Genomic DNA, 24,400 nt, shown 5'->3' with positions numbered 1-24,400 from the left:
CGGACGTACGGGACGCCCGCCGCGGCGACCGGGTACCGTCGAGGCGTGCCCGCCGACCCCTCCCAGCGCGCCGTCGAAGTACGCCGGAGCGCCCGCCGCCGCAGGACCGTGTCCGCCTACCGCGAGGGCGACCGGACGGTCGTCCTGATCCCCGCCCGCATGTCCGAGGCGGAGGAGCGGCGCTGGGTGGGCGTCATGCTGGACAAGCTCGCCGCCCAGGAGAGCAGACGGACCCTCGGCGACACGGAACTCACCGAGCGCGCCGGGCGTTTGTCCGAGCAGTACCTCGGCGGACGCGCCCGCCCCCGTTCGGTCCGCTGGGTCACCAACCAGAACACCCGCTGGGGCTCCTGCACCCCCGCCGAAGGCAGCATCCGGCTCTCCCACCGGCTCCAGGGGATGCCGGAGTACGTCGTCGAATACGTGCTGCTCCACGAGCTGGCGCACCTCCTCGTCCCGGGCCACGGCCCCCGCTTCTGGGAGCTGCTGGAGGCGTACCCGAGGACCGAGCGGGCCCGCGGTTTCCTGGAGGGCGTGGTCGCGGCCGAGCGGCTCCCCCGGATTCCGGCCGCCCGGGAGGAATGACCTCCCGGACGGGACGGGTTTGTACCGGGTCGGTACCGGCTTGCCCGGATGTCGTCCGGAGCCGTTAGCCTGAGCGGCACACAACCGCGGGTACGCATCCGGCGGCACACGATCACGCGGGCGAGCAGCCGCACACTCACACTCGGGACGGGGGACGGTCGGACGTATGGCCAGGGAATTCCAACGCGGCCACAAGGCCAGGATCAGTGACCTGACGGCGGGTACCGATCTGTACGTGGGCGTCCAGATCGCCGGGCCCGGACTCACCTTCGACATCAGCTGCTTCGGCCTCGACGCCGACGAGCGCCTGTCGGACGACCGCTACTTCGTCTTCTACAACCAGCCGAAGTCGCCCGAGGAGTCCATCCAGCAGCTCGGCGCGCAGGCCGGGGACACCGAGTCGTTCCGGGTGACCCTCGACCGCGTCCCCGCGTCCATCCACAAGCTGTCCTTCACCGCCACCCTCGACGGCGACGGACAGATGTCGCAGATCGGACCCGGGTACATCCGGATCGTGGCCGGCGGCGAGGAAGTCGTCCGGTACTCCTTCACGGGCTCGGAGTTCAGCACCGAGCGCGCCCTGATGATCGGCGACTTCTACCGCAAGGACGTGTGGCGCTTCGCCGCCGTCGGCCAGGGCTTCGACGGCGGGCTCGCCGCGCTCCTGGAGAACTTCGGCGGCGAGGTCGCCGAGGAGGACGAGCAGCCGCAGCAGCAGGTCCCGGCCCAGCCGCAGGGAGCCGCCCCGGGCTTCGCCCCGCCGGCCCAGGCGGCCCAGGCGGCCGCACCGGCTCCAGCCCCCACCCCCTCCTACGGCGCCCCGGTCCACCAGCAGCAGCCCCCGGCCCCCGCCCCGTACACCCCGGCCCAGCAACCCCAGCAGCAGCCCCCGGCGCCGGTGCACTCGGCCCCGACCATGGTCGGCCCGCTGACCCCGCCCGCCCCCGCGGCCCCCTACGGCCAGCCGCCCCACCCGCCGCAGCAGCCCGGCCCGCCCTCGTACGGCGGCCGCCAGCCGCAGCAGCACGGGTACGGCGGCCAGGTCCCGCCCCCGGGACCGGCCCCCGCCCCCTACGGCCAGCCGCCGCAGCCCTCCTACGGCGGCCAGGTCCCGCCCCAGCAGCAGGGCTACCCCCAGCAGCAGGGCTACCCGCAGCCCGGCCAGCCCCCGTACGGCCAGCAGGCCCCCTACGGCCAGCAGCCCCCGGCCCCCTACGGCAACCCGGCCGCCCCGCAGGCCGGACCGGGCCTCGCCGCCGCGCTCCAGCTGTACAAGGAGGCCCCCACGGGCGCCCGCTGGACCGCGCAGAACCACCAGCTCATGCGGGTCGACCTCGCGGCGGGCGGCGGCCAGCCCGTCCTCGCCCGCCAGGGCAGCATGGTCCTCTACCAGGGCAAGGTCGACTTCAGCTACAAGGGCGCGGGCTTCGCCGGCCGCATCGTCGGCAACGCCACCGGCCAGGAGATGCAGCTGATGCGCTGCACCGGCCGCGGCCAGCTCTTCCTCGCGGAGAACGGCGCCCACCTGCACGCCATCGAGCTCCAGGGCGACGGCATCTGCGTCTCCTCCGAGAGCGTCCTCGCCTTCGACGAGTCCCTCCAGCACGAGGTGCGCCGCATCGAGGGCCACGGCATCCCCGGCGGAGCCCTGTTCACCATGCTCTTCCAGGGCACCGGCACCGTGATCGTCAAGACGCACGGCACCCCCGTCGTCCTGCCCGTCACCCCGACCACCTTCGCCGACAGCAACGCCATCGTGGCCTGGTCGGCCGCCTCCCAGGTGATCGTTTCCAGCCAGGTCCGGCTGCGCCGCAACGCCTACCCCGGCCACAGCGGGGAGACCGTGAACCTCCAGTTCCGCGGCGCCCCCGGCAACTTCATCGTCGTCCAGCCGTACGAGGTCTGAGGGAGCCCGACATGAACGCCATGAACCCCATGAACCAGCAGCTCGCGGGCTACGCCCCGACCCCCGTCACGGCCCGTATGGAGAACCACGGTTCGGCCATGCTCAAGGTCGCCATGCAGAGCGGCCAGGACCTCTTCGCGCGCACCGGCTCGATGGTCGCCTACGAGGGCTTCGTCCAGTACGAGCCCAACCCGCCGGCCCTGCGCCAGATGGCCTCGCAGTGGCTCACCGGCGAGGGCGCCCCGCTGATGAAGTGCACCGGCGACGGCCTGCTCTACCTCGCCGACTACGGCGCGAACGTCGTCTGCATCAACCTCAACAACGACGCCCTCTCCGTCAACGGCACCAACCTGCTCGCCTTCGACGCCCACCTCCAGTGGGGCGTCGAGCGGGTCAAGGGCATGGCGAAGTTCGCCGGCCAGGGCCTGTTCAACGTCCAGATCTCCGGAACCGGCTGGGTCGCGATCACCTCGCGCGGCACCCCGATCGTGGTCGACTGCGGCCGCGGGGAGGACGAGACGTTCGTCGACCCCGACGCGCTCGTCGCCTGGTCCCCGAACCTCAAGGTCAAGGGCAAGAGCAGCTTCAAGGCCTCGTCACTGATCGGCCGGGGCAGCGGAGAGGCCTACCAGATGGCCTTCTCCGGCCAGGGCATCGTCGTCGTACAGCCCAGCGAGGACAGCACCGACCGGCTCCGGACCCGGGGCTGAGGGGGAGCGGACACACCATGCAGAGCTCACTTTTCGGCTACGCCGAGCAGCAGTCCCAGGAGCGGTACGCCGTCCAGAACCCGCAGCTGCTGCGGGTCACCCTGGCCGGCTCCGACGACGTCCTCGCCCGCAAGGGCTCGATGGTCGCCTACCAGGGCATCGTCGACTTCGACGGCGAGTACCAGAGCAGCAACCAGCGCGGCGCCCGCCTGCGCACCGGCGAGGGCCTCGACCTGATGCGCTGCTCCGGGCAGGGCACGGTCTACTTCGCCAACCTCGCCCAGCACGTCCACGTCCTCGACGTCGACCAGGACGGCCTCACCGTCGACAGCAGCTACGTCCTCGCCATGGACTCCACCCTGCACACCGAGGTCATCGCGGTCGACAGCCAGTACGGGATCTCCGGCTCCGGCAAGTACCAGCTCAACATCACGGGCCGCGGCAAGGTCGCCCTGATGACCTCCGGGCAGCCGCTGATGATGCAGGTCACCCCGGACAAGTACGTCAACGCCGACGCCGACGCGATCGTCGCCTGGTCCACCTCCCTGCGCGTGCAGATGCAGGCCCAGACGCACTCCTCCGGTGTCTGGCGGCGCCGCGGCAACACCGGCGAGGGCTGGGAGCTGAGCTTCCTCGGCACCGGCTTCGCCCTGGTGCAGCCCAGCGAGGTGCTGCCTCCGCAGAATGCCCAGCTCGGCCAGGGCATCGCCGCCCAGTTCGGCATGGGCCAGCACGGCGCCCACGCCCAGAACCAGAACAACGTCTGGAACTGATCCGGCAGCCGCACCGGCACGCGGTGGAGGGGCGGACCCGCAGGGTCCGCCCCTCCACCGCGTCCTCAGGCGCCCAGGCGGGCCCGGGTCGCCTCCAGCAGCTCCACCACCGAGGTGTCGGCCACCGAGGCGACCTCCTCGTACGGGAACCAGCGCAGGTCCAGCGACTCCTCGCTGATCTCCGCCACCGCGCCGGCCGGGGCCAGCGCCGCGTACTGCACGTCCAGGTGCCAGTTGCACGGCGCCGGGATGGGGTGCCGGTCCAGCCGCACCGGCCCGCCCTCCAGCAGCGTCAGCCCGGAGGCGATCCCCGACTCCTCGACCGCCTCGCGCATCGCCGCCCCGGCGAGCGTGGTGTCACCGGGCTCGCAGTGCCCGCCCATCTGCAGCCACAGGCCGAGCTTCTTGTGCAGGGTCAGCAGGACCCGGCCGCCCTCCGGGTCGATCACCAGCGCGCTGCCCGTGACGTGCCCCGCCCCGCAGGGCTTGTAGACACCGTCCGGGTGCTCCGCCAGGTGCTCCAGGTAGACGTCGCGCAGCGCGCGCTGCTGCTCGTCCCGGCCCTCGTAGGCCTTCAGGACCAGGACGGCGTCCTCGTGCAGGCTCACTTCTTCTCTTCACCTTCGCCCTGGTCGCGCTTCTCGGCGGCCTCGCCGAGCATCTTGTCGATCTCCGAGAAGTCCAGCTGCTCGCGGTGCACGAACCCGTCCGGGTCGTCCAGGTCGGAGGCCGTCGGCAGCATGTCCGGGTGCTCCCACAGCCCGTCGCGGCCGTCGACCCCGCGCGCGTCCGTGAGCGAGGCCCACAGGCGCGAGGCGTCGCGCAGCCTGCGCGGCCGCAGCTCCAGCCCGATCAGCGTGGCGAAGGTCTGCTCCGCCGGACCGCCCGAGGCGCGCCGGCGGCGCATCGTCTCGCGCATGGCGTCGGCCGAGGTCAGCCGGGGCTTGGCCGCCTCGTGCACCACGGCGTCCACCCAGCCCTCGACCAGCGCGAGCGCCGTCTCCAGCCGCGCCAGCGCCGCCTTCTGCTCCGGGGTGTCCTGCGGCTGGAACATACCGCCCTGGAGGGCCTCCTGGAGCTGCTCCGGGTTGGACGGGTCGAGCTGGCCGACCACGTCCTCCAGCTTCGAGGTGTCGACCTTGATGCCGCGGGCGTAGCCCTCGACGGCGCCGAACAGGTGCGAGCGCAGCCACGGCACGTGTGCGAAGAGGCGGGCGTGCGCCGCCTCGCGCAGGGCCAGGTAGAGCCGTACCTCGTCCGAGGGGACGCCCAGGTCCTTGCCGAAGCTCTCGATGTTCAGCGGCAGCAGCGCCGCCCGCCCGGCCGGGCCCAGCGGCAGGCCGATGTCGGTGGAGCCGACGACCTCGCCCGCGAGCACGCCCACGGCCTGGCCGATCTGCTGGCCGAACATGGCCCCGCCCATGGAGCGCATCATGCCGAGCAGCGGGCCCGCCATGGCCTGCATCTCCTCGGGCAGCACGCTGCCCATGGCCGCGCCGACGCGCTCGGCGACCGGGTCCACCAGCTCCTTCCACACCGGGAGGGTCGCCTCGACCCACTCGGCGCGGCTCCAGGCGACGGCCGCGTTGGCGCCCGACGGCAGGGAGGTCACACCGTCCAGCCACAGGTCGGCGAGGCGCACGGCCTCCTCGACCGCCGACTTCTCGGCGACGCCGACGCTGGCGTCCTTGACGCCGTCCGCCGTGCCCTGCGCGACGGTCTGGCGGGCGATGTCCTTGGCCATGTCCCAGTTCACGGGACCGCCCTCGTAGCTCAGCATCTGGCCGAGCTGCTGGAAGGCGGCGCCCAGGTCATTGGGGTTCATCGAACCGAACATCGCGGCGAACGGGTTGTCCGCTCCGCCGGGAAGGCCGCCGGGGCCGAACCCGAACGGATTCGCGGGGCCGCCCTGGCCCCCCTTCTTGCCCTTGTCGCCGTCCTCCGGCTCCTCCGGCGGAAGGCCGAATCCGAATGGGGTGTCGCTCACGGGTTTCCTCGGCTCGTAGGGCCGCCGGCGGACGCCGACGGGCAATGGTCCGACAACACCACCCAGCGTAGACACCACTCCCGCTTCCGGGCTCGGTGCTCCGCCGACTCCTGGGCTGCGGCAGGATGGACATCACCTGGTGGGTACGCGTCACGGCGCGCCCCCACTGAAGACAACCGCTGGAGACGCCCGGTGAGTTCCCCAGATCCGCAGGCTCGCGCGCCGCACGACGCCGAAAACCGCCCTGAGCACGGCGACAGCGCCCCCGGCGTTCGCCAGCCGCGAAACGAGGCGGGCCCCCGCCGACGCAGCCCCGTGATCGCGGTCACCGGGGCCGCCTCCGGCGTCGGCGCCGCCCTCGTGGCCCGGCTCGCCGAGTCCGACGAGGTCAAGCAGGTCATCGCCATCGACGAGCGGCGCGGCGACTGCGCCGACGCCCAGTGGCACGTCCTGGACGTCCGCGACCCCGCCATCGCCGAGCGGCTGCGCGGGGCGGACGTGGTCGTGCACCTCGCGCTCGACCTCGACCTGGAGACCGACCCCGCGGCCCGTACGGCGTACAACGTACGCGGGACCCAGACGGTGCTGACCGCCGCCGCGGCGGCCGGGGTCCACCGGGTCGTGCTGTGCACCTCCGCGATGGTCTACGGGGCCCTGCCCGACAACGACATCCCGCTCTCGGAGGACTCCGAGCTGCGGGCCACCGCCGAGGCGACCGGCGTCGGCGACCTGCTGGAGATCGAGCGCCTGGGCCGCCGCGCCCCCCGCGCCCACCCCGGCCTCAACGTGACGGTGCTCCGCCCGGCCGTGCTCGTCGGCGGTACGGACACCGCCCTGACCCGGTACTTCGAGTCCCCGCGCCTGCTCGTCGTCGCGGGCTCCCGGCCCACCTGGCAGTTCTGCCACGTCGAGGACCTGGTCGGCGCCCTGGAGTACGCCGCCCTGGAGAAGGTGGAGGGGGAGCTGGCCGTCGGCTGCGAGGGCTGGCTGGAGCAGGAGGAGGTCGAGGAGCTCAGCGGCATCCGCCGCATGGAGCTGCCCTCGGCCGTCGCCCTGGGCGCCGCGGCCCGGCTGCACCGGATCGGCCTGACCCCGTCCCCGGCCGGGGACCTCGCCTACACCATGCACCCCTGGGTCGTCAGCGTCAGCGGGCTGCACGCGGCCGGCTGGCGGCCCCGCTGGACCAACGAGGAGGTGCTGGCCGAGCTGCTCCGGGAGGTGTCGGGCCGGCACACCGTCGCGGGCCGCCGCCTGGGCCGCAAGGACGCCGCCACGGCCGCCGGGGCCGCGGGTGCGACGGTGGCCCTGCTGGGCGCCGCGGCCGCCGTGCGCCGGGCCCGCAGGCGCCGCGGCCTCTGACCCGGGGGTCCGGGCCCGGCCGGAGCACGGGCCCCCGTACCCGGGCCCCGCAGCGCTGCCGCCTGCCCCCGCGCCTCCTGTAGGAGACTCCCAACCGGCCGGTCACGGCACGGTCGAAACGGCTATTCCGCCACGTCAGCCGCTAGGGCACGATGGATGGCATGGCACCGCACTTCGACCACCCCGGCGAGCAGGCCGCCCAGGACCCGATCCGGCTGCTCGAGATCCGCGAGACCCCGCTCTCGATCGACGAGGTCTTCCAGGCCGTCGGCGACGACGCGACGGGGGGCACGACCCTCTTCGTCGGCACGGTGCGCAACCACGACGGCGGCGCGGACGTCGACTCCCTCGGCTACTCCTGCCACCCCACGGCGGAGGCCGAGATGCGCCGCGTCGCCGAGCGCGTGGTGGAGAAGTACCCGGTCCGCGCCCTGGCGGCAGTCCACCGCATCGGCGACCTGTCCGTCGGCGACCTGGCCGTGGTCGTCGCCGTCTCCTGCCCGCACCGGGGCGAGGCCTTCGAGGCCTGCCGGATGCTGATCGACGACCTCAAGCACGAGGTGCCGATCTGGAAGCACCAGACCTTCTCGGACGGTACGGAGGAGTGGGTCGGCGCCTGCTGACCCCCCGGGCCCGCGCCTGCCGACGCCCGGGCCCGCGCCTGCCCACCCCCGGGCCCGCGCCTGCCGGCGCCCGGTGGCGCCTGCCGCCCCCGCGCCCGCGCCGTCGGCCGCCCCGCGAGCACACCACGGCCCCCCGGTCACGGAGGCGCCGCCGGGCGGGAGTAGCCTCACACCCGTTCGGCCGCGCAACACGCCCTCGATTTGCGTAACCCCCCTGCGGGCACGAGCGTTGAAATCACCGACGACACGTACTTTCTGGGCAGGGAGGCACGTCCATGGCGTCACTGGCGTGGTTGCTGATTCCGCTGTTCGCCGCGATCGGGGCGGCGATATGGGGCAGCTGGGCGGCACGCGACCGCACCCAGGGGGACATATCCGAGCTCGCCGGCTACGCGAGGTTCCGCGAGGCCATGGACCGGGCCGACGGGGCGGGGCAGCGGGAGAAGGCGCACTCCGGTTCCGACGCCGTCTGAGGCGTCCCGGGAGTCCGCGCCGGGCGGCCCCGGCGGGCCCCCGCTGAGAATCGCCTGAGAGTTCCGCCCGCGGGCCCCGTACGGACCGGCCCCACGGGTCGCGCGCGGGGACCGTCCCGTACTGTCGATCCATGCCACGCCGTCCCGCGACGATGCTCGCCTCCTCCCTCGTGCTGTTCGCGTTGCTCTGCGCGGGGGTGTTCCTCAAGGTCCCGTACTCCGAGATGAGCCCCGGCCCGACCGTGAACACGCTGGGCGAGTCGCACGGGGAGCCGGTCCTGAACATCTCCGGGCACAAGACGTACCCGACCACCGGGCACCTCAACATGACCACGGTCCGCGTCACCGGCGCCGACTACGACATGAACCTGCTCGAAGCGGTCTACGGCTGGGTCGCGGGCGACAACATCGTCGTCCCGCACGAGAACCTCTACCCGGACGGCAAGACGGACAAGGAGTCCACGCAGGAGAACGCCGAGGAGTTCAGCCAGTCGCAGGAGAGCGCCAAGGTGGCCGCCCTCAAGCAGCTCGGCATCCCGGTCAGCGCCCGCGTCGTCGTCTCCACCGTCGTCAAGGGCAGCCCCGCCGAGGGCAAGCTGCACGCGGGCGACGTGATCAAGGAGGTCGACGGCAGCGCCGTCACCCAGCCCGGCGACGTCGCCAAGCTCGTCACCAAGCACAAGCCGGGCGAGCCGGTCGAGTTCACCCTCGTGCCCGCCGCCGCGGCGGCCGAGGCCGAGAAGGCGGGCCGCGAGGCCACCGCCACCACCCAGGTGACCATCACCGCGGGCAAGGCGCCGGACGACGGCCACGCCGTCGTCGGCATCCGGGCCGGGACCGACCACACCTTCCCGTTCCCGATCGACATCAAGCTCGCCGACGTCGGCGGCCCCAGCGCCGGCCTGATGTTCGCCCTGGGCATCGTCGACAAGCTCACCCCCGAGGACCTCACCGGCGGGAAGTTCATCGCCGGCACCGGCACCATCGACGACACGGGCAAGGTCGGACCGATCGGCGGCATCCAGATGAAGACCATCGGCGCCCGCCAGGCCGGGGCCGAGTACTTCCTGACCCCGGCCGAGAACTGCGCCGCGGCCGCCGCGCAGGTCCCCGACGGCCTCACCCTGGTGAAGGTCTCCACCATCGACGACGCCGCCAAGGCCCTGCAGAAGATCAGCAAGGGGGACGCGGCCGGACTGCCGCAGTGCACGACGTCCTGATCCGGCGGCTTCGGCCGCGCCCCCGGCCCCGCTCCGGCGGGGCCTCAGGCGAAGGTGGCCGACAGCGCCTCGGCCAGCCCCGGCACCAGGCCCGCGCCGGTCAGCACCTCGCTGGAGGAGTCCTTCTCCCGCAGCCGTACGGCCGACTCCCGCGAGCCGTCGCGCAGGACGCCGACGGTCAGGCGCACCTCCTGCCGCTCGGGGTGGCCGGCGACCCACTTCGCCAGCTGCTTGTCGTTCAGCCCCTCCGGCACCGAGGCCTCGGCGGACGGCGGCAGCATCAGCCGCTCCACGGTCAGGGCGCACCCGACGACCGCGTCGGGCCAGGCGATGGTCCCCAGGAACTTGTCCAGCGGGGTCCCGGCCGGCACCTCGTCCTGCTCGATCGGGGTGAGCTGGGCCTTGCCGGCGTCGTCGGTGTCGAGGCCGAGCTGGTGGGCGAGGCCGGGCTCCTGGCGGCGCAGGCGGGCCGTGTCGACCAGGGCGAAGAGGCGGGCCGGCTTGTCCCAGCCGAGGGTGGAGGCGTACTCGTCGATCTCGAGGACGGCGCGGGTCAGCGGACTGGCCGCCATGGGGGTGCCGGGGGAGGGCGAAAGGTTGGACATGGGAAACATCCTGCCTCCTTTCTCCCCGATACCGGGAACTGACTAAAGCCTCAGTAAGTTGCAAGAGTGGGACCTACGATCGTGGGCCCACGACCACACAGCGACTTTCGAGGTGCGCACCTTGGCTTTCCAGATGCCGGACCGCGGCGGAGGCCCCTCCGGGCCACGGATGAGAGTCGGCCGCCCCTCCCGGCGCGCCCGGACCCTTCTGCTGACCCTGGGCGTCCTGGCCGTCCTGGCCATGGCGTTCATCATGTTCGCCGGGTTCTGGACGGACTGGCTCTGGTTCCGCTCCGTCAGGTACTCCTCGGTCTTCACGACCACCCTGTGGACCAAGGTCGGCCTCTTCGCCGTCTTCGGCCTGCTGATGGCGGGAGCCGTCGGGCTCAACGTCTGGCTGGCCTACCGGCTGCGGCCGCCGCTCAGCGCCATGTCGATGGAGCAGCAGAGCCTCGACCGCTACCGGATGAGCGTCGCCCCGTACCGGAAGTGGCTGCTCCTGGGCATCGCCGCGATCGTCGGGCTGATCGCGGGGGCGTCGGCGGCCGGCCAGTGGAAGACCTGGCTGATGTACGTGAACGGGGTGCCCTTCGGGAAGAAGGACCCCCAGTTCCACCTCGACGTGTCCTTCTACACCTTCGACCTGCCCTGGTACCGCTTCCTGCTCGGCTTCGGCTTCGCCGCGGTCGTGCTGTCGGTGATAGCGGCGGTCGTCGTCCACTACCTGTACGGCGGACTGCGCGTGACCAGCCCGGGCGCCCGGGCCACCGCCGCGGCGACCGGCCACCTGTCGGTGCTGCTCGGGCTGTTCGTCACCTTCAAGGCGATCGCCTACTGGCTCGACCGGTACGGCCTCGCCGTGAAGTCCAGCGACTTCAAGGCCTCCGACAACTGGACCGGCCTGCGCTACGTCGACGCCAACGCCTACCTGCCGGCCAAGACGATCCTCGTCGCCATCGCGGCGATCTGCGCGGTGCTGTTCTTCGCCACCCTGTGGCGGCGGACCTGGCAGCTGCCGGTCATCGGCTTCGGCCTGATGGTCCTCTCGGCGATCCTGATCGGCGGGCTCTACCCGGCGATCGTGCAGAAGTTCCAGGTCCAGCCGAACGAGCAGGCCAAGGAATCCCCGTACGTCGAGAAGAACATCAAGGCCACGCGCGACGCCTACGGGATCGACGGAGCCGAGGTCAAGGACTACCCGGGCGTCCCGAAGACGGATGACCGGACCAAGCTGCGGCCGGTGGCCGACACCACCGCGAGCCTGCGCCTGCTCGACCCGAACATCGTCTCGCCGGCCTTCCAGCAGCTCCAGCAGGTCAAGGGCTACTACGGCTTCCCGTCCACGCTGGCGGTCGACCGGTACAACGGCCAGGACACGGTCATCGGGCTGCGCGAGCTGAACATCGGCGGCATCCCGAAGAACAACTGGATCAACGACCACTTCAAGTACACGCACGGCTACGGCGTCGTCGCGGCCAAGGGCACGACCGTCAAGGACGGCGCCCCCGACTTCACGCAGTCCGACCTGCCCTCCAAGGGCATGTTCGGCACGGACTTCGAGCAGCGCATCTACTACGGCGAGCAGACGAAGCAGTACTCGATCGTCGGCGGACCGCAGAAGGAGCTCGACTACTCGGACGACAAGGGCGAGAAGGAGACGAGCTACGAGGGCGGCTCCGGCGTCAACCTGAACAACCCGGTGAACCGCGCCGCGTACGCGCTCGCCTTCAGCGAGCCGCAGATCCTGTACTCGGGGGCCATCGGCGACGGCTCGCGGATCCTCTACAACCGCACGCCCAAGGACCGCGTCGAGGCCGTCGCGCCCTGGCTCACCATCGACGGCGCCCCGTACCCGGCCGTCGTCGACGGCCGGATCAAGTGGATCGTCGACGCCTACACGACGACGAACGGCTACCCGTACGCCTCGCGCACCACGCTCGGCCAGAGCACCGCGGACTCGCTGACCAACAGCCAGCGCGCGGTGGTGGCCCAGGAGAACCGGGTCAACTACATCCGCAACTCGGTGAAGGCCACCGTCGACGCCTACGACGGCAAGGTGGACCTCTACCAGTGGGACACCCAGGACCCGGTCCTGAAGACCTGGATGAAGGCCTTCCCCGGCACGGTGAAGCCCAAGAGCGAGATCTCCAAGCCGCTCATGGACCACATGCGCTACCCGCAGGACCTGTTCAAGGTCCAGCGCGAGCTCCTGACCCGCTACCACGTCACCGACCCGCAGACCTTCCTCAGCGGCAGCGAGGCGTGGGCCGTCCCGGACGACCCGACGACCAAGGCCGGTACGGCCGTTCCGCCGTACTACCTGTCGATGAAGATGCCGGGCCAGACGGAGAAGGACCAGGTCTTCTCGCTCACCACCACCTTCACGCCGAACGAGCGGCCCAACCTGAGCGCCTTCATGGCGGTGAACGCCGATCCGGGCACCCCGGACTACGGCAAGATCCGGATCCTGAAGATGCCGACCAGCAAGCCGCCGGACGGCCCGGGCCAGGTGCAGAGCAAGTTCCAGTCGGAGCCGAAGATCGCCGAGTCGATCAGGCTGCTGCGCGGCGGTGACTCGGAGATCGAGTACGGCAACCTGCTCGCGGTGCCGATGGACGGCGGGATGCTCTACGTGGAGCCGGTCTACGTCCGCAGCTCCGGCCTGAAGTACCCGCTGCTGCGCAAGGTGCTCGTGACCTACGGCGGCCAGACGGCCTTCGAGGACACCCTGGAGAAGGCGCTGAACGTGGTCTTCGGAGCCGAGGCCCCGACCACGCCGGTACCGCCGGAGAACCCGCCGACCAAGCCGGGCGAGGGCACGGGCAACCCGCCCGCCGCGCAGGACCCGACGGTCAAGGCGGCCCTCTCCGACGCCCAGAAGGCGGTCGAGGAGGCCGACAAGGCCATGAAGGCCGGGGACTGGACCGCCTACGGCAAGGCGCAGAGCGACCTCCAGGCGGCGCTGAAGCGGGCGATCGACGCCGAGGCGAAGCTGACGACCCCCAAGCCGGCGGGCTAGGCGGCCCGGCCGGAAAGCGGTAAGGGCTCCGTCCCGCGTCGTGATACTGTGGTTTCACCGACGCGGGGTGGAGCAGCTCGGTAGCTCGCTGGGCTCATAACCCAGAGGTCGCAGGTTCAAATCCTGTCCCCGCTACTGAAAACGAAGGCCCGGATCCCATGGGATCCGGGCCTTCGTCATGCCCGGAAGCGGTGCGGAGAAACCGGCCCGGAGGCCGGTGACAAGCTGCTGGGCGACATGGGGTCACCGGGGCGGGTGAGTTGGGGCGTGAGCGTGTTTGACTTGTCTCTCTGTGGGCATGTCGACAAAACGCTGTAGTGACCTCACTGGCTGCGACATACCAGGTGTACGCGGGTAGCAGGTGATGCGACGATGGGATTTATGGGGGACAGGTCAACTCTGCTGGAGACAGGGCGGTTTGTGAGGGCGGAGGCCGAGTCGGGTACGGAGGCCGGTAAGGCGGCTCCCGCTGTCAACGCGCAGACCGCACTGACCGATGCGGATTTCGCGGAAGAGGCCTTCGGCGACGCCGAGGGGGCCACCGACGCCGAACTGGAGGCGCGCCACCGGGTGGCCGCCGACAAGGGCGACCCCGGTGCCATGAGCGTGCTCGGCGCCCTGCTGCTGCGCCGCGGCGACCTGGCCGGGGCCGAGCCCTACCTGCGCGGCGCCACCGGCGCGGGGGACCGCGCCGCCGCCAACAACCTCGGCGTCCTCCTCCTCCAGCGCGGCTACCCCGACGAGGCCGCCGGCTGGTGGCGGGTCGCCGCCGTCGCCGGCTCCGCCCCCGCCGCGCACGCCCTGGGACGCCACTACCGCGAGCGCGGGGACGAGCCCGCCGCCGAGTACTGGCTGCGCCAGGCGGCCGAGTCCGGCCACGCCCTGGGCGCCTACGGCCTGGCCGACCTGCTGGAGCACCGCGGGGACAAGGGCATCGAGCGCTGGTTCCGGGCCGCCGCGGAGCAGGGTCACCGCGAGGCCGCCTACCGGCTGGCCCGGCACCTGCGCAAGGGCGACCCCGCCGAGGCCGAGCAGTGGTACCGGCAGGCCGCGGCCCGCGGCCACCGGCGCGCCGGGCTGCACCTGGGCGCCCTCCTGGAGGCGCGCGGCGAGCTGAAGGAGGCCGGCCGCTGGTACCTGAGCTCGGCCAAGCAGGGCGAGGCACGGGCGGCCTGCGCACTCGGCTTCCTGCTGCGCGACGCCGGGGACGAGGAGAGCGCGGCCGCCTGGTGGCACCGCGCGGCCCAGGACGGCGACGGGAACGCGGCGAACGCCCTCGGCGCGCTGCACGCGGCCCGGGGCGAGACCGAGACGGCCGAGAAGTGGTACCGGGTCGCGATGGACGCCGGCGACCACAACGGCGCCTACAACCTCGCCCTGCTGTGCGCCGCCCAGGAACGGACCGCGCAGGCCGAGCAGTGGTACCGCCGCGCCGCCTACGCGGGGCACCGCGAGGCCGCCAACGCGCTGGCGATCATGCTGCTCCAGGCCGGGGACGCGGCGGGCGCCGAGCCCTGGTTCTCGAAGGCGGCGGAGGCCGGCAGCGTGGACGCCGCCTTCAACCTCGGGATCCTCTTCGCCAGCCGCGACGAGGACCGCTCCGCCCTGAAGTGGTACGAGCGCGCCGCCGCGGCCGGGCATACCGACGCCGCCCTCCAGGTCGGGATCGCCCTGGTGCGCGACGGCGAGGAGCGCGCCGCCGAGCGCCACCTGCGCTGCGCGGCGAGCGGCGGCAGTGCGGAGGCGGCCTTCCGGCTGGCCTCCCTGCTGGAGTCGCTGGCCCCGCCGCCGGAGCCGGTCGCGCTGGGCGAGCCCGTGGGCGGCAGCGCGCGCAGCGAGAGCGAGGACTGGTACGAACGCGCCGCCGAGCAGGGCCACCGCCGGGCCCAGGTGCGGGTCGGGATGCTGGCCGCGGCCCGGGGCGACCTGGCCGTGGCCGCCCGCTGGTACCGGGAGGCGGCCGAGGCCGGCTCCCGCAACGGCGCCTTCAACCTCGGGCTGCTGCTCGCCCGCGAGGGGGACGAGCCGGAGGCGGCCCTGTGGTGGACCCGGGCGGCGGTGGCCGGGCACGGCCGGGCCGCCCTGCGGCTCGGGCTGCTCGCGGCCCGGCACGGGGACCTCGCGGAGGGGCAGAAGTGGTGCGTGCGGGCCATGGAGCTCGGTCCGGCGGAGGTCGCCGAGCGGGCGGCGCGGCTGCGCGACGCGCTCGCGGAGGAGCTCTCCGTCTGAGGCCGGACGGGGCAGGGGTTCACTGATTTGCATCTGCCGGGTGGACTCCCGTAGAGTCGTGTTTACCGACGCGGGGTGGAGCAGCTCGGTAGCTCGCTGGGCTCATAACCCAGAGGTCGCAGGTTCAAATCCTGTCCCCGCTACTGAAGGCCCGAGGCCCGGATCCCATGGATCCGGGCCTCGAGTCGTTTCTGGCCGTGAACGCGGGCATGCAGGAAGGGCCGGGGACGGTGTCCCCGGCCCTTCCCCGTCTTCCCGGGTCAGGCGGCGGCGCAGCTCGGGCACACCCCGCGGTAGGTCACCTCGACCGCGGAGACCGTGAAGCCGAAGCGTTCGCCGGCGGGCAGGTCGGCCAGGGGATCGCCCGACGGGTGCACGTCCCGTATGGCGCCGCACTGGGCGCAGACCAGGTGGTGGTGCGGGCGGTGCGCGTTCGGGTCGTACCGCTTGGCCCGGCGGTCCGTCGAGACTTCCAGCACCTCGCCGAGCGAGACCAGCTCGCCCAAGGTGTTGTACACCGTCGCTCGAGAAATCTCGGGCAGCTTGATCACAGCGCGTGCGTGCACTTCGTCTGCCGTCAGGTGAACGTGGTCACCGTCGAGTACTTCGGCCACGACACGCCGCTGGGCCGTCATGCGCCAGCCGCGTCCGCGAAGTCGTTCCAGCAGGTCACTCATACGCGCCAGCCTAACAGTGGGGATTCGGTGCAGATCCCGAACCGATGTGGACTTGGATGCTTACTTGACTTAGACAAAGTCCATCGTAGGATCGGATACGGCAAACGCCAAGGACAGGACTTGCAGGAATGACGCAGGAGGCGCACGTGACGCAGGGACCGCTCACCACGGAGGCCGGGGCACCGGTCGCCGACAACCAGAACAGCGAGACCGCTGGGGTCGGCGGGCCGGTCCTCGTCCAGGACCAGCTCCTCCTGGAGAAGCTCGCCCACTTCAACCGCGAGCGCATCCCGGAGCGCGTGGTCCACGCCCGCGGCGCCGGCGCCTACGGCACCTTCACCGTGACCGCGGACGTCACGCAGTACACCCGTGCGAAGTTCCTCTCCGAGGTCGGCAAGCAGACCGAGACCTTCCTGCGCTTCTCCACCGTCGCGGACAGCCTCGGCGGCGCCGACGCCCGCCGCGACCCGCGCGGCTGGGCGCTGAAGTTCTACACCGAAGAGGGCAACTACGACCTCGTCGGCAACAACACGCCGGTGTTCTTCATACGCGACGCCATCAAGTTCCCCGACTTCATCCACACCCAGAAGCGGGACCCGTACACGGGCTCGCAGGAGGCGGACAACGTCTGGGACTTCTGGGGCCTGTCGCCCGAGTCCACGCACCAGGTGACCTGGCTGTTCGGCGACCGCGGCATCCCGGCGTCCTACCGCCACATGAACGGTTACGGCTCGCACACGTTCCAGTGGAACAACGAGGCCGGCGAGGTCTTCTGGGTCAAGTACCACTTCAAGACCGACCAGGGCATCAAGAACCTCACCCAGGCCGAGGCCAACCGGCTCGCCGGTGAGGACCCGGACTCCCACCAGCGCGACCTGCGCGAGTCCATCGAGCGCGGCGAGTTCCCGACCTGGACCGTGCAGGTCCAGATCATGCCGGACGCCGACGCGGCGAACTACCGCTTCAACCCGTTCGACCTCACCAAGGTGTGGCCGCACGAGGACTACCCGCCGATCGAGATCGGCAAGCTGGAGCTCAACCGCAACCCGGAGAACATCTTCGCCGAGGTCGAGCAGTCCATCTTCTCCCCGGCGCACTTCGTCCCCGGCATCGGCCCGTCCCCGGACAAGATGCTCCAGGGCCGCCTCTTCGCCTATGGCGACGCCCACCGCTACCGCGTCGGCATCAACGCCGACCACCTGCCGGTGAACCGCCCGCACGCCACCGAGGCGCGCACCAACTCCCGTGACGGCTACCTGTACGACGGCCGCCACAAGGGTGCGAAGAACTACGAGCCCAACAGCTTCGGCGGCCCCTTCCAGACGGACCGCCCGCTGTGGCAGTCCACCCCGGTCACCGGCGGCACGGGCAACCACGCCACCCCCTCGCACTCCGAGGACGACGACTTCGTCCAGGCGGGCAACCTCTACCGCCTGTTCTCCGAGGACGAGAAGGCGCGCCTGATCGAGAACCTCTCCGGCTTCATCGCCAAGGTCTCCCGTGACGACATCGCCGAGCGCGCGATCGACAACTTCCGCCGGGCGGACGCCGACTTCGGCAAGCGGCTGGAAGCCGCGGTCCAGGCCCTCCGCGGCTAGTACGGACCGCTTGCCGTAGCGGGTCGGCGGGCCGGGCCCCTCGGGGGCCCGGCCCGCCGCCGTGCTACGCCGCGATGGTGCGCCGCGTGCGCACCCAGGAGCGGATGACGTCCCGGACGGAGACGATGCCCACCGGGCCGCCGTCCTCCAGCACGATCAGGTGCCGGAATCCGCCGATGGCCATCGCCTCGGCGGCCTCCGCCACGGTGGCCTCGGGGGTGCAGAAGACGACGTTGTTCGTGGTGTGCGCGCCCACCGGCTCCCGGTCGGGATCGTGGCCCGCGCCGATCGAGTTGAGGATGTCGCGCTCGGTCAGGATGCCGATGCCGCTGTGGTCGGGATCGAGGACGACGGCCGCGCCGACGCGCCGGCCGGACATCAGGCAGGCCGCCTGACGGAGGGTGTGGGCGGGTCCGAGGGTCAGGATCACGGTGCTCATGGCGTCACGGACGAGCATGAAGAGAACCACCTCCTGGGTGTGTCCCGCTTCGAGAACCGCTTCACAAGCGCACAAGCGGGGGAGTCCCAGATTCCCACGAACACGCAGCGTCATCAAGGGGGCGCGCTGAGCGCACGCCCCCGCGCGCCGGGATCAGGCCGAGGGGCGCAGGAAGCCCAGCATCTCGTCGTGGAGCAGGCCGTTCGAGGCCGCCGCGTTGCCGCCGTGCACCCCGTCCGCGCCGTCGATGCTCGTGAACCGGCCGCCCGCCTCCTCGACCACGACCGCGAGGGCCGCCATGTCCCACAGGTTCAGCTCCGGCTCGGCACACAGGTCCAGGGAGCCCTCGGCGACCATCATGTACGGCCAGAAGTCCCCGTAGCCCCGGGTGCGCCAGCAGGCGCGGGTCAGCTCCAGGAACCCGGGGAGGCGGCCCAGCTCCTCCCAGCCGGTCAGCGAGGAGAAGGCGAACGAGGCGTCGCCCAGGGAGGCCACCTTCGAGACCCCGATCGGGCCCGCGGGCTCGCCCAGCGCGCCGCCCGCGAAGGCGCCCCCACCCTGTGAGGCCCACCAGCGGCGGCCCAGCGCGGGGGCCGAGACCACGCCGACGACCGGGCGGAACACCCCGTCCGCACCCTCCTCCATGAGGGAGATCAGGGTCGCCCACACGGGGACGCCGCGGACGTAGTTCTTCGTGCCGTCGATCGGGTCGACGACCCAGCGGCGCGGTCCCTCGCCCTTGAGCCCGTACTCCTCGCCGAGGATCGCGTCGGCCGGGCGGGCGGCCAGGATGCCGGCCCGGATGATCTCCTCGGCGGCCTGGTCGGCCTCGCTGACCGGCGTCATGTCCGGCTTCGTCTCCACCCTCAGGTCCAGGGCGCGGAACCGCTGCATGGTGGCGGCGTCCGCCGCGTCGGCTAGTTCGAGGGCGAGGCGCAGGTCGTCGTCATACGTGGGCATGCCCGAACAGTATCGAGACTCCACCGGCCCGGCGAACGCCGTCCACGGTACGGCCGGGAGGCGCCCTTGACAGGATCTGGCGGCCCGTCAACTCTGGCGGGTGAGCCAGGCCCGGTGTCCGCCGGCCGGCGCGACGGCGGGGGAGGCGACGATGTCGGCGGCCCGGGAGTCCTTGCTGGAAGCGGCCGAAGCGGCGCTGAGCGCCCGCCCCTGGCCGGCCGTGCGGATGGTAGAGGTGGCCACCTCCGCCGGGGTCTCGCGGCAGACCCTCTACAACGAGTTCGGCGGCAAGGACGGCCTGGGGAGGGCCCTGGTGCGGCGCGCCGCCGACCGGTACCTCGACGGGGTGGACCGGGCTCTGGCCGCCCCGCCCGGGCACACCGCCGCCGAGCGGCTCGCGGCGGTCGCCGAGTGGACCGTCCGGGCCGCCCGCGCCCAGGTCCTCGTACGGGCCCTGCTGACCGGCGCCTGGGACCCGGCGCTGCCCGCGCCGCCCCCGGCCGGGAGCCGGCACGCGGTCGGGCCGGGGGAGCTGGCCCGGGCCGCCCGCGACCGGGCCGCCGCCGCGCTGCCGCAGGAGCCGGCGCGCCGCTGCGAGCTCGCCGTACGGCTCGCGCTGTCCTACGTGGTGGCGCCCGGGGAGGAGCCGGGCGAGCGGGAGCTGATGAGGCTGCTCAGTGGGCCGAGCCGGAGAGTTGGAGGCCGATGACGCCCAGGATCACCAGCGTGATCGAGACCAGCTTCAGGGTGGAGACCAGGTCCCCGAGGAAGACCATGCCGTAGATCGCGGTCCCGGCCGCCCCGATGCCCGTCCACACCGCGTACGCCGGGCCCACGTCCAGCTTCTTGAGGGCCAGGGTCAGCAGGCCGAAGCTGCCGAGCGCGAAGCACGCGAAGGCGATCGTCGGCCACAGCCGGGTGAACCCGTGGGACAGCTTGAGGCAGACCGCGAAACCGGTCTCCAGGATTCCCGCGACCACGACCAGCAGCCACGCCATGTCGAATGCCTCCCCGCGTCAGGTGACATCGCGTCACTTGGTGCGATGATGCATTTACCAGACAAGGCGCGGTGCAAACCCCGACCGGCGATCAGTCGCCTTCGCGGCGCTCGCGCGTCCCCAGCAGCCGGCGCAGCGAGTACAGCCGCGCCGGGTCCGCGTGGCCGTCCTCCACCCACTGGTCGAGCGCGCAGTCCGGCTCGTCGTGGCTGCACGCGCGCGGGCACTCCTCGGTACCCGGCACCAGGTCCGGGAAGGCCAGCACCACCCGCGAGGGGTCCACGTGGTGCAGGCCGAAGGAACGCACGCCCGGGGTGTCGATGACCCAGCCGTCCCCGGAGGGCAGGGGCAGGGCCAGCGCCGAGGTGGTGGTGTGCCGGCCGCGTCCGGTCACCTTGTTGACGTGGCCCGTGGCCCGCTGGCGGCCCTCGCCGACCAGCGAGTTCACCAGCGTCGTCTTGCCCACGCCCGAGTGGCCGACGAAGGCGGTGATCCGGCCGTCGAGGCGCTCGCGGACCCGGTCGGCGGCGCCGCCGGTCTCCAGCTCCTCGCGGTTGGTCACCACATAGTTCAGCCCGAAGGTCGAGTAGACCTCCAGGATCTTGTCGGGAGAGGTCAGATCGGACTTGGTGAGCACCAGCAGGGGCTCCAGACCGGCGTCGTACGCCGCCACCAGACAGCGGTCGATCATCCGGGGCCGGGGCTCCGGGTCGGCCAGGGCCGTGACGATGGCCAGCTGGTCGGCGTTGGCGACGACCACCCGCTCGTACGGGTCGTCGTCGTCGGCGGTGCGCCGCAGCACGGACTTGCGCTCCTCGATCCGCACGATGCGGGCGAGGGTGTCCTTCCTGCCGGACAGGTCACCGACGAGGGACACCCGGTCGCCGACCACCGCCGCCTTGCGGCCCAGTTCGCGGGCCTTCATCGCGGTGACCGCGCGGTCCTCGACCAGGCAGGTCAGCCGTCCCCGGTCGACGGTGAGGACGAAGCCCTCGGAGGCGTCCTCGTGCTTGGGCCGGATGTTCGTCCGCGCCCGGTTGCCCTTGGGGTTCGGGCGCTGGCGGATGTCGTCCTCGTCGGTGTGCTTGCCGTACCTGCGCATGACCGGGCCCCTACGCTCCCGCTCCCGCTCGTGCCCCCGAGAGCATGTCCGCCCACATCTCGGGGAAGTCGGGCAGCGTCTTCGCCGTCGTGGCGACGTTCTCGACCTCCACGCCCTTCACGGCCAGGCCGATCACCGCGCCCGCGGTGGCCATCCGGTGGTCGTCGTAGGTGTGGAAGACCCCGCCGCGCAGCGCGCGCGGACGGATGTGCAGCCCGTCCGCCGTCTCGGTGACGTCGCCGCCGAGCCCGTTGATCTCCTTGGTGAGCGCGGCCAGCCGGTCCGTCTCGTGCAGCCGCAGGTGGGCCACCCCGCGCAGGGTGGACGGGGAGTCGGCCAGCGCCGCCACCGCCGCGATGCCCGGGGTCAGCTCGCCGACCTCGCCGAGGTCCACGTCGATGCCGTGGACGGTGCCGCTGCCGGTGAAGACCAGGCCCGCGTCGGTCAGCTCGCAGGAGCCGCCCATCTCCGTGAAGATCCGGCGCAGCTCGTCACCGGGCTGCGTGGTGCGGCGCGGCCAGTCCCGGATGGTGACCGTACCGCCGGTGATCAGGGCCGCCGCCAGGAAGGGCTGGGCGTTGGACAGGTCGGGCTCGACGACCAGGTCGCGGCCCAGGAGGGCGCCGGGCGCGACCCTCCACACGTTCTTCTCGCCCCCGGACTCGGGCGTGTCGACCTGGGCGCCCGCCGCGCGCAGCATCTCCACCGTCATCCGGATGTGCGGCATCGACGGCAGGGTCGCGCCCGTGTGCCGGACCTCGACGCCCTGGTTGAAGCGCGGGGCGGACAGCAGCAGCGCCGAGACGAACTGCGAGGAGTTGGAGGCGTCGATCTCGACCGTGCCGCCCTCCAGGGCGCCGCCGCCGTGGACGGTCATCGGCAGCGCGCCGCGGCCGTCGTCGTCGATCCGGGCGCCCAGGGCGCGCAGGGCGTTGATGACCTCGCCGAGGGGGCGCTCGTAGGAGCGCGGGTCGCCGTCGAAGCGGATGGCGCCGGCGGCCAGGGCGGCGACGGGCGGCAGGAAACGCATGACCGTGCCCGCGTTGCCGACGTCGACCGTGGCCGGGCCGTGCAGGGCGGCCGGGATGACCCGCCAGGCCTCGCCGCCCGCGCCGTCCCCGGCGGAGCTGGAGGACACCGTCTCCTCGATGCCCACGCCCAGGGCGCGCAGCGCGTCCGACATCAGCTGCGAGTCGCGCGAGCGCAGCGGGCGGCGCACCCAGCCCGGCTCGGCGGCCAGGGCGGCGAGCACGAGGGCGCGGTTGGTGACCGATTTGGACCCCGGCACGGTGACGGTGGCGTGGACGGCGCCCTCGGCGAGCGGAGCGGGCCAGAGGGGGTGGAGCGCGGGGGTCTCGGTCATGGCCCCCACTTTAGTGGCTCCCCGCCACCCCGGATCTTGATCGCTCCCGCGTCTCACAGGCCGAGCAGCCAGCGCCCGCCCCCGACGAGGCAGCACAGGGCGACCGTGTGGAAGAAGGCCAGCCAGACCACGGGATGCAGGTGCGTGAGCCGCCCCAGCTGGTCGGCGTCCGAGTCCGGCGCGGCGCCCCCGCGCCGCTTGCGCTGGAGCTCGAAGACCGGCCGCACCCCGCCCACCAGCAGGAACCACACCACCGCGTACGCGAACAGCGCCTGTACGTCGTCCGAGGCCAGCCAGGACACCAGGACGAAGGCCGCACCGGCCAGCAGCACCGTCAGCAGCCCGTAGGCGTTGCGGATCCGCACCAGCAGCAGCACCAGCAGCAGGGTCGCCGCCCACAGCAGCACCGTGATCCGGTGCGCCGACAGCAGGGCCGCGCCGCCCAGGCCCAGCAGCGAGGGCGCCGTGTACCCGGCGGCGGCCGTCAGGACCATGCCGACCCCGGTCGGCTTGCCCCAGCTGACGGTGACCCCGCTGGTGTCCGAGTGCAGCCGGATCCCCTCCAGCCTGCGCCCGGTCAGCCGGGCCACCAGCCCGTGGCCGCCCTCGTGCGCGATGGTGATCGCGTTGCGGGCCGGCAGCCACAGCGGCCGCCACGCGACGACGGCCAGGGCGGCCAGGCCGGTGGCGGCCACGAGCCACCAGTCCGGTGCGGTCTGTATGCCGGTCAGCCGGTCCCAGAGACCGGCGGTCGTGCTGCTGTCCATGGAGGGGCGGGCTCCTCGCGGTGGTGGGCTTGCGCGGACACCCCGGCGGAGGCCGGGGCGGTCGTGGCAGTGTGTCAGCCATGTGCGGAAGGTTTGCGGCCGGCAGGACGCCACAGGAACTGGCGGGGATATTCGGCATCGAGCGGTGGGAGCCCGAGGAGACCCTGGCCCCCGACTTCAACGTGGCGCCGACCAAGGAGGTCCACGTCGTCCTCGACCGTTCCCTCAAAGACGCGCGGGACCCGCGCCCGGTTCGCCAGCTGCGGACCCTGAAGTGGGGCCTGGTCCCCTCCTGGGCCGAGAACCCCGACGGCGCGGCCCGGATGATCAACGCCCGGTCCGAGACCCTGCACGAGAAGCCGTCGTTCCGGCGCCCCTTCGCCCAGCGCCGCTGCATCGTCCCGGCCGACGGCTACTACGAGTGGGTCACGGCGCACGACGAGCGGCAGCTGGAGGTGGAGGGCAAGAAGAAGCGGGCCCGCAAGCAGCCCTACTTCGTGCTCCCCGCCGACGGGTCCGTCTTCGCGATGGCCGGGATCTACGAGTTCTGGCGTGACGGCGCCCTGCCCCCCGACCACCCGCAGGCCTGGTGGGCCACCTGCTCGGTGATCACCGCCGAGGCCGAGACCACCCCGCTCGGCGTGGCCCCCGCCGAGGGGCCGCGCTCGCTCTCCGACATCCACCCCCGGATGCCGCTGATGCTGACCCCGGACCGCTGGGACGCCTGGCTGGACCCGGCCCGCACCGACGAGAACGAGCTGCGGGCGCTCCTGGCCCCGCCGCCGGGCGGGCTGATGCGGGCCTACCCGGTCTCCACCGCCGTGAGCAACGTCCGCAACAACGGGCCCGAGCTGCTGGGCGAGCTGGAGGCCCCCGAGGAGGGCACGCTCTTCTAGACCCCGTCCGGCACGGCGTTCCGGCTCCGTCCGGCACGGGTTCCAGACCCCGTCCGGCACGGCGTCCCGGGTTCCGTCCCGTACGGCGTTCCGGCCCCCGGCCTGCGCGGC

24 protein-coding genes and 2 tRNA genes are annotated in these 24,400 nt (G+C 72.5%); 15 read left to right on the top strand and 11 right to left on the bottom strand.

Going from position 1 to position 24,400, the window contains the following annotated elements:
* Window positions 1–45: 45 nt before the first annotated feature.
* From AB0469_RS19170 to AB0469_RS19155, 4 genes are all read left to right on the top strand, one after another.
* The gene (locus AB0469_RS19170) at window positions 46–585 is read left to right on the top strand and encodes a M48 family metallopeptidase (RefSeq protein ID WP_366452586.1); all 540 of its coding nucleotides are present in this window, start codon (window positions 46–48) and stop codon (window positions 583–585) included.
* Between the two features lie 166 nt (window positions 586–751).
* A complete protein-coding gene (locus AB0469_RS19165; protein WP_366452585.1) occupies window positions 752–2,491 on the top strand; it encodes a TerD family protein in 1,740 nt (579 codons plus the stop codon).
* Window positions 2,492–2,520: 29 nt separating this feature from the next.
* A complete protein-coding gene (locus tag AB0469_RS19160) occupies window positions 2,521–3,201 on the top strand; it encodes an AIM24 family protein (protein WP_042810679.1) in 681 nt (226 codons plus the stop codon).
* Window positions 3,202–3,218: 17 nt separating this feature from the next.
* Window positions 3,219–3,974: an AIM24 family protein gene (locus tag AB0469_RS19155; RefSeq protein ID WP_366452584.1), complete on the top strand. Its 756-nt coding sequence runs from the start codon at window positions 3,219–3,221 to the stop codon at window positions 3,972–3,974.
* A gap of 65 nt (window positions 3,975–4,039) precedes the next feature.
* On the opposite strand, the gene AB0469_RS19150 is transcribed toward AB0469_RS19155, so the two are convergent.
* Together AB0469_RS19150 and AB0469_RS19145 are read right to left on the bottom strand one after the other, a co-directional pair.
* On the bottom strand, window positions 4,040–4,582 hold the full coding sequence (locus tag AB0469_RS19150; protein WP_366452583.1) for an NUDIX hydrolase: 543 nt from the start codon (window positions 4,580–4,582) through the stop codon (window positions 4,040–4,042).
* Window positions 4,579–5,961: a zinc-dependent metalloprotease gene (locus tag AB0469_RS19145; RefSeq protein WP_366452582.1), complete on the bottom strand. Its 1,383-nt coding sequence runs from the start codon at window positions 5,959–5,961 to the stop codon at window positions 4,579–4,581. Before AB0469_RS19145 ends, AB0469_RS19150 begins: the two co-directional genes overlap by 4 nt.
* 192 nt (window positions 5,962–6,153) lie before the next feature.
* On the opposite strand from AB0469_RS19145, the gene AB0469_RS19140 reads away from it, so the two are divergent.
* From AB0469_RS19140 to AB0469_RS19125, 4 genes are all read left to right on the top strand, one after another.
* Window positions 6,154–7,320 (top strand): SDR family oxidoreductase, encoded by a 1,167-nt coding sequence (locus tag AB0469_RS19140; RefSeq protein WP_366452581.1) that lies wholly within the window; start codon window positions 6,154–6,156, stop codon window positions 7,318–7,320.
* Window positions 7,321–7,481: 161 nt separating this feature from the next.
* Window positions 7,482–7,943, top strand: coding sequence for a molybdenum cofactor biosynthesis protein MoaE (locus AB0469_RS19135; RefSeq protein ID WP_366452580.1), 462 nt, complete (start codon window positions 7,482–7,484; stop codon window positions 7,941–7,943).
* A gap of 275 nt (window positions 7,944–8,218) precedes the next feature.
* A complete protein-coding gene (locus AB0469_RS19130) occupies window positions 8,219–8,416 on the top strand; it encodes a hypothetical protein (RefSeq protein WP_366452579.1) in 198 nt (65 codons plus the stop codon).
* 131 nt (window positions 8,417–8,547) lie between these two features.
* Complete coding sequence (locus tag AB0469_RS19125; RefSeq protein ID WP_366452578.1) at window positions 8,548–9,636, top strand: PDZ domain-containing protein; 1,089 nt, start codon at window positions 8,548–8,550, stop codon at window positions 9,634–9,636.
* 44 nt (window positions 9,637–9,680) lie between these two features.
* Here the strand turns inward: AB0469_RS19125 and AB0469_RS19120 are convergent, their stop codons facing one another.
* Window positions 9,681–10,250 carry a PPA1309 family protein gene (locus AB0469_RS19120; RefSeq protein ID WP_366452577.1) on the bottom strand — a complete coding sequence of 190 codons (570 nt, stop codon included), beginning with the start codon at window positions 10,248–10,250 and terminating at the stop codon, window positions 9,681–9,683.
* A gap of 124 nt (window positions 10,251–10,374) precedes the next feature.
* Between AB0469_RS19120 and AB0469_RS19115 the strand changes: the two genes are divergently transcribed.
* The 4 genes from AB0469_RS19115 (at window position 10,375) to AB0469_RS19100 (ending at window position 15,632) form a co-directional block, all read left to right on the top strand.
* Complete coding sequence (locus AB0469_RS19115) at window positions 10,375–13,260, top strand: UPF0182 family protein (RefSeq protein WP_366452662.1); 2,886 nt, start codon at window positions 10,375–10,377, stop codon at window positions 13,258–13,260.
* A gap of 61 nt (window positions 13,261–13,321) precedes the next feature.
* A tRNA-Met gene (locus AB0469_RS19110) sits at window positions 13,322–13,395 on the top strand.
* A gap of 237 nt (window positions 13,396–13,632) precedes the next feature.
* Window positions 13,633–15,489, top strand: coding sequence for a tetratricopeptide repeat protein (locus AB0469_RS19105; protein WP_366452576.1), 1,857 nt, complete (start codon window positions 13,633–13,635; stop codon window positions 15,487–15,489).
* A 69-nt stretch (window positions 15,490–15,558) separates the two neighbouring features.
* Window positions 15,559–15,632, top strand: a tRNA-Met gene (locus tag AB0469_RS19100).
* A 117-nt stretch (window positions 15,633–15,749) separates the two neighbouring features.
* Here AB0469_RS19100 and AB0469_RS19095 read toward each other — a convergent pair.
* Window positions 15,750–16,166, bottom strand: coding sequence for a Fur family transcriptional regulator (locus AB0469_RS19095; protein WP_366452575.1), 417 nt, complete (start codon window positions 16,164–16,166; stop codon window positions 15,750–15,752).
* A 128-nt stretch (window positions 16,167–16,294) separates the two neighbouring features.
* Here AB0469_RS19095 and AB0469_RS19090 point away from each other — a divergent pair, with 128 nt between their 5' ends.
* A complete protein-coding gene (locus AB0469_RS19090; RefSeq protein WP_366452574.1) occupies window positions 16,295–17,764 on the top strand; it encodes a catalase in 1,470 nt (489 codons plus the stop codon).
* 64 nt (window positions 17,765–17,828) lie between these two features.
* Here the strand turns inward: AB0469_RS19090 and AB0469_RS19085 are convergent, their stop codons facing one another.
* The 3 genes from AB0469_RS19085 to AB0469_RS19075 form a co-directional block, all read right to left on the bottom strand.
* A complete protein-coding gene (locus AB0469_RS19085) occupies window positions 17,829–18,221 on the bottom strand; it encodes a CBS domain-containing protein (protein WP_366452573.1) in 393 nt (130 codons plus the stop codon).
* A 135-nt stretch (window positions 18,222–18,356) separates the two neighbouring features.
* Complete coding sequence (hisN, locus tag AB0469_RS19080; RefSeq protein ID WP_366452572.1) at window positions 18,357–19,163, bottom strand: histidinol-phosphatase; 807 nt, start codon at window positions 19,161–19,163, stop codon at window positions 18,357–18,359.
* Window positions 19,164–19,250: 87 nt separating this feature from the next.
* Window positions 19,251–19,406: a hypothetical protein gene (locus tag AB0469_RS19075; RefSeq protein WP_366452669.1), complete on the bottom strand. Its 156-nt coding sequence runs from the start codon at window positions 19,404–19,406 to the stop codon at window positions 19,251–19,253.
* Here AB0469_RS19075 and AB0469_RS19070 point away from each other — a divergent pair.
* The gene (locus tag AB0469_RS19070; RefSeq protein WP_366452661.1) at window positions 19,336–19,872 is read left to right on the top strand and encodes a TetR/AcrR family transcriptional regulator; all 537 of its coding nucleotides are present in this window, start codon (window positions 19,336–19,338) and stop codon (window positions 19,870–19,872) included. The two genes, AB0469_RS19075 and AB0469_RS19070, sit on opposite strands and share 71 nt — an antisense overlap.
* Here AB0469_RS19070 and AB0469_RS19065 read toward each other — a convergent pair.
* The 4 genes from AB0469_RS19065 to AB0469_RS19050 all read right to left on the bottom strand — a co-directional run bounded on the left by AB0469_RS19065 (window position 19,838) and on the right by AB0469_RS19050 (window position 23,393).
* Window positions 19,838–20,161, bottom strand: a complete 324-nt coding sequence (locus AB0469_RS19065; protein ID WP_007266432.1) for a multidrug efflux SMR transporter — start codon at window positions 20,159–20,161, stop codon at window positions 19,838–19,840. The genes AB0469_RS19070 and AB0469_RS19065 overlap by 35 nt on opposite strands.
* Window positions 20,162–20,252: 91 nt before the next feature.
* Window positions 20,253–21,263, bottom strand: a complete 1,011-nt coding sequence (gene rsgA, locus AB0469_RS19060; RefSeq protein ID WP_366452571.1) for a ribosome small subunit-dependent GTPase A — start codon at window positions 21,261–21,263, stop codon at window positions 20,253–20,255.
* 10 nt (window positions 21,264–21,273) lie between these two features.
* Window positions 21,274–22,626: a 3-phosphoshikimate 1-carboxyvinyltransferase gene (gene aroA / locus AB0469_RS19055; RefSeq protein WP_366452570.1), complete on the bottom strand. Its 1,353-nt coding sequence runs from the start codon at window positions 22,624–22,626 to the stop codon at window positions 21,274–21,276.
* 53 nt (window positions 22,627–22,679) lie between these two features.
* Window positions 22,680–23,393 (bottom strand): M50 family metallopeptidase, encoded by a 714-nt coding sequence (locus AB0469_RS19050; protein WP_366452569.1) that lies wholly within the window; start codon window positions 23,391–23,393, stop codon window positions 22,680–22,682.
* Window positions 23,394–23,473: 80 nt separating this feature from the next.
* Between AB0469_RS19050 and AB0469_RS19045 the strand changes: the two genes are divergently transcribed.
* Window positions 23,474–24,289, top strand: coding sequence for an SOS response-associated peptidase (locus tag AB0469_RS19045; protein ID WP_366452568.1), 816 nt, complete (start codon window positions 23,474–23,476; stop codon window positions 24,287–24,289).
* Window positions 24,290–24,400: the final 111 nt, after the last annotated feature.

This window comes from Streptomyces sp. NPDC093801 (genome assembly GCF_040701585.1).
Taxonomy (GTDB): domain Bacteria; phylum Actinomycetota; class Actinomycetes; order Streptomycetales; family Streptomycetaceae; genus Streptomyces.
The sequence above is the reverse complement of the archived record's forward strand: the minus strand, read 5'-3'. Positions and strand labels throughout refer to the sequence as shown.